Annotated in this window: 6 protein-coding genes; all 6 read right to left on the bottom strand. The window is 42.3% G+C overall.

What is annotated here, in order from left to right; translation table 11 throughout:
- Positions 1-281, bottom strand: a 281-nt coding sequence (locus I3255_RS13140; protein WP_238039216.1) for a hypothetical protein, incomplete at its 3' end; no start/stop codon positions are given.
- 2 nt (positions 282-283) lie between these two features.
- Positions 284-487: a hypothetical protein gene (locus tag I3255_RS13135; RefSeq protein WP_238039215.1), complete on the bottom strand. Its 204-nt coding sequence runs from the start codon at positions 485-487 to the stop codon at positions 284-286.
- Positions 478-852: a phage tail protein gene (locus tag I3255_RS13130; protein WP_238039214.1), complete on the bottom strand. Its 375-nt coding sequence runs from the start codon at positions 850-852 to the stop codon at positions 478-480. The genes I3255_RS13135 and I3255_RS13130 overlap by 10 nt, the downstream gene beginning before the upstream one ends.
- A gap of 8 nt (positions 853-860) precedes the next feature.
- A complete protein-coding gene (locus I3255_RS13125; RefSeq protein WP_238039213.1) occupies positions 861-3,770 on the bottom strand; it encodes a phage tail tape measure protein in 2,910 nt (969 codons plus the stop codon).
- A gap of 112 nt (positions 3,771-3,882) precedes the next feature.
- Positions 3,883-4,452 (bottom strand): phage tail assembly protein, encoded by a 570-nt coding sequence (locus I3255_RS13120; protein ID WP_138242122.1) that lies wholly within the window; start codon positions 4,450-4,452, stop codon positions 3,883-3,885.
- A gap of 67 nt (positions 4,453-4,519) precedes the next feature.
- Positions 4,520-4,730 (bottom strand): phage major tail tube protein (locus I3255_RS13115; protein ID WP_238039212.1); only part of this gene is annotated, 211 nt, incomplete at its 5' end.

Genomic DNA, 4,730 nt, shown 5'->3' with positions numbered 1-4,730 from the left:
TATCCGCTCTCATCCATTATTGAAAATGGAGCAACAGTCAAAACTAAGGTGATTTCTCTAGGAGAGAGATTAACTGAGCGTTTAGAGATCTGGAACTCATCTCGAACAACATGACCCAAGCGAACCGAATAGCGCTCCCCTTTAGGGGGAATACCGTCAATATCATCGGAGCTGATCACCAAGGTCACATTATCCCCTTCGGTACCATTACCATCATTAAGCCGCCACGACTTTAAACGCTCTAATATGAGATCTGCATTTTTACCAATTAAATGAAACATAATTAATCCCAAGACTTTGTGACATGCTGAGTTTTAGGCGTTAGCTCAACATCAGGTAAAATAACTTCAGTATCAATAAGAAAAACCTCACGTCGAACGTGAGGATTTAATCGATAGAAAGCATGTTCTATTTGGTCGTTATCTTGGCCAAGATACTGAAAAAGAAGATCTGTGATTAACGGTCCCGCTTTGGCCATCACTTCCATTCTCTGTATTCCTTCAACTGTAAAATAATGTCTGTCACCATGGCTTTACCATTATGGATAAGCGATGATTTCCCCTCTTTTAGTTGGCCAATCGTCCATTTCCCTAAATTCATTCCCTGACCATCACTGACTTGCTGCGGTGTCTCGATTAGGGTACGTAATTGTTCTACAGCCAAATGAGCCCCAAACTGGAGCCATTTTGCTGAAATATCAATAGTTTCTAATGGTCGTCCTACATTTTCAGAACGAGCATCATATATAAGTCCAACTTCAGCAAAAGCTCCCGGGGATGTTCGTTCAAATTTAGTGATTGGCGTTTTACCGCCAACAGAAAACACAAACTCACCAATAACAAGATGATGCATGTTTACCTCTAACTATCCCTATCAATAGCAGCATAACTAAACTGAGTAGAAACGGTGTTCTCTCCCATAAGAGCAGCTAATTGATGATTAATTTGTTTTGATACTTCCTGCGCTATCACTTTAGGATCTTGCCCAGGGGCGGCATGAATTTGAAAGCTAGGTGAATACGTCACGGGAGGACTTTGCTTTGCTGAGGCTTCTTGAGACTGAACAGCTTCTACTTTTTTAGCCGTTTCTTCTGGTGAATCTAATTTACGACCAAACCAGCTTCCGAGCATTTCACCTCCCATCCCACCAGCAATGGAACCGAGTAACCCACCAATAGCTGTACCCACCCCCGGAAAAATCATGGTGCCAATGGTCGCGCCAAGAGCGCCTCCTCCCATAGAGCCCCCAAGATCCCCTAATGCACCACCAGCTTTTTCCATATCACCATGGGCAACACCATCAATCACAGAAGTAGCACTCATGGCCATACCAAGAGGTTTTAATACTTTAGTAAGCCCAGTTTTACCTGCCTTTTCGGCAATATCCGTACCAATACCAATCACATCGGATGCCATTTCGGCCATCGGATCTAATGCCAATCCAGAGCCTGCCACTGCTAACAAAGAACCCATCGGATTATGACGAACATGGCCAAGTAACGATTTAGAACCTGCACTTACTCCTTTACCAATACGACTTTCAGTCACGCCGTTAACGATATTACCCAGCCCAGAGGATGAACTTCTAACCATTGGGACAGCTGCGGGTAATGGAGCAACCATAGCTTGAATGGGATTTTTTCCTGATCCCAATAAAGATTGAACACCAGAACTGAGATTTTGAGCAATACGACTGTTGGCCACTGTATCAATGACACGACCAAGCCCCCGCTTCCTTGAAGAGCGTCTTATTCGAGAGCGCTTAGTCCTTCTTCGACTTTCTTGCCCAAGACCTCCGCCTGAGGATGTAGGCCCTCGACTTGCTGCGACAGCTTCATTTAAACTGCGCCAACGTCTAGCGGCTAAAGCAGCAATCCGGCCACCATCTTGAGTTTCTCGATTTAACCCTTTAGTAAATAATCGGGTTTTATCCATCGAATTTCCAAACACAAGAGACAGCGCCTTACCTGCTAATAACGCACCTTTTAAGCCAATAAAAGCAGCAACACCAAGACCTACAGCTTGTGTTACACCCTCATTTTCTTGGGCAAAATCAGCCAGTAAATCAACACCTTTTCCTAATGGTTCTAATACCCAATTTAATGCCGGCAGCAGCGCAGTACCAAAGACCACACTTAAACGATTTAGCTTATTAACGAACATATCAATCCCACTTTCAGTGGTACTAATACGAGACTGATATTCTTTATCGAGTGAGTTGAGATGAACTGAGGAGTTTTCTTTGGAAAGTTTGAGTAATTTGCTGAAGTTCTCCATATTACCAGAGAGCGAAGCAACAGCACCTTTGGCTTCTTCCCCAAAAATTTGACTCAATAAAGCACTTTTATCTTCTTCTGGGGCTTGGTTTAATGCTTCAAGTACATGAATTAACGTTCCAGAAGCGTCCTTTTGCATATTTGCCGCAATATCACTGGCATCTAAGCCAATAGCTGCCATAGCTTTTTTCTGGTTACCGCTTGCAGCATCGCCCAATGTTAAACGACCAGAAATATTCTTTAACGCGGTTGCTGCTCGTTCTTCTCCCATACCCAGAGACAATAAAGAGGCCGATAACGCTGTCGATTCATTGATACTAAAGCCACCAGTCTTGGCTGAAGCCCCTTCACGCGCCATCACACCTGCGATGTCTTTAGCTTTAGCGTTAGAGTTATTTGATAAATAGTTAGCAAGGCCAGCAACATTCATTGCCCCTTTCTGATCAACTCCTAAGGCCGCTTTGAAAACAGACAGAGTTTCTCCCGCTTGACCCGCTTCCATATCAAAAGCAACGCCCATTTTAGAGGAATCTAAAACAAACTCTTTTAGCTCATTGATATCAGCAATACCACTTTGTCCACCTGCAGCTAACATCGCATTGACATCATTTGCACTCATGGGTGTGGTGGTTGAGGTTTTTAGCGCCCAAGACTGTAACTCTTTAGCCTGCTCATCGTTCATATCAACGACTTTTTTTACATCCGCAAAAGAGCTTTCATTCTTAACTGCTGTCCAAATTGATCCCGCTATCGGTGCTGCAGCAGCGGCCAGTCCCGTAGCTTGACTACCCAGTTCACCTAATTTTGCCTTTCGACTATCGATGCGACCTTGAATCGATTGCATCTCTTTTAAATGTGCATTCTGCTTTTCAAGAGATGCAGTAGCTTTATCGGTTTGGAGTTTTAATCGTCGCTGCTCTTCTCCTAAATGGTCTGTGCTGATCCCGGCATTATGCAGTGATTGCTTTAACTTATTTAATGTCGCACTCTGTTTAACCTGCCGACCCGTTAACGTTTCAACCTTGCCACTTGCCCGTTTATAAGCGACAGAAAGCGAATTAGTATGAGCTTTACTCTGATGAATATCGACATTTAACGATTCAAGTCGAAGCTCAGCAGCTTTCAACTGATTCTTTAATGATACTAATCTCTCATCAGAGGCTGTGGCTATTTGAGCATTTAAACCACGAATTTCATTTTGAGTAAGGCTGTATTCTCCCCTTAATTGGGTTGAACTCTTCTTACTCTGAATGATCTCATCATCCAACCGGCTTATGGTCTTCTTGGTTTCAACTAACTGAGCGGCTAGCTTTTCAGCCTTAAGCTCTGCAGATTCAAATCCCTTAATATTACGAAGCTGGCTGTTTAGTGATTTAACCTCTCCACGTTGACTTTCTAGCGCTTGAGTTAATCGCTCGGTTGCTGAAGTTGTAGAGACAATATCTTGAAGTCCGTTAACGGTAGCATCTAAGACAAAACTAATTTTTTCACTCATCGTTTAACCCCGAGCTTAGATAAAATCAGTTCATAGCGTCGTAATGCCTGATCTTGAGACCACTCTCTCAATTCACTTTCAGTGGTATTACGATGCATAGGAATAAGATCAATTAAAGCTTCGACGTCTTGGGGCGAAAGTAATCCCCCGCAAGTTGAAAAAAAGCGCCGACCTGAGGTTTAATAGCCAAATAATCATTAATGGCCATCATATCCATATCTTGCTTTTCTAAGTCGCACACCACACGAAACATAAACTCTTCACGTTCGTAATGATCATCAATATTAGCCAGAGCTTCCGAGTGTTTTACTTTCGGTACTTTGAACTTAATATGGCCAATATCTTCATTTAGCTCATTTTTAAATGGAAATAGAAGATCAAATTCAAATTGAGTTCCCGTCAAAGGCTGACCGTTTAGCTCATCTGATGGCGTTAGGATAAAAGCACGAATATCTTGGTGAAGCTGTGTAAAATCGGGGGCAGATAACTCTTCAAACTCAAGTTCAGTTAAATCAGTACATGCCAAAATCATGGCCTTAAACTGCTTAAATTGTTCTGGTGATGATAATTCATCCTTCATAACATAAGGCAACTTGCGAAAGTCCCCCAAAGAAATGGTCTTAATGTTTAACTTATGATCACCACGGCGATGAAAGAATGGTAAAACAGAGCTTTTTTCCATGTGTTTTTTCCAATAAAAAAAGCGCCCGAAGACGCTGTTATATAGTTATCAAGATAACGATTAGAACCTAAAGACCAATGCCTGCTAAAGCCATAAGATCAACGCCACCAATTACCGTTTTACCTGTATTAACATTAATATCGTGTACTAAAATTCCGGTATCGTGTTGTGTATAGGCTTTACAAGTACCTTCAATAGTAATGGTTGGCTTTTCACCCATTTTGACGGCCTCTTTTTTAATACCTGTAATAGGGCCATACATGGAATAGCTCTCAACA

This window comes from Psychrobacter sp. Ps6, from assembly GCF_022129235.1.
Classification (GTDB): Bacteria; Pseudomonadota; Gammaproteobacteria; order Pseudomonadales; family Moraxellaceae; genus Psychrobacter.
This window is presented reverse-complemented; position numbering and strand designations above follow the sequence as displayed.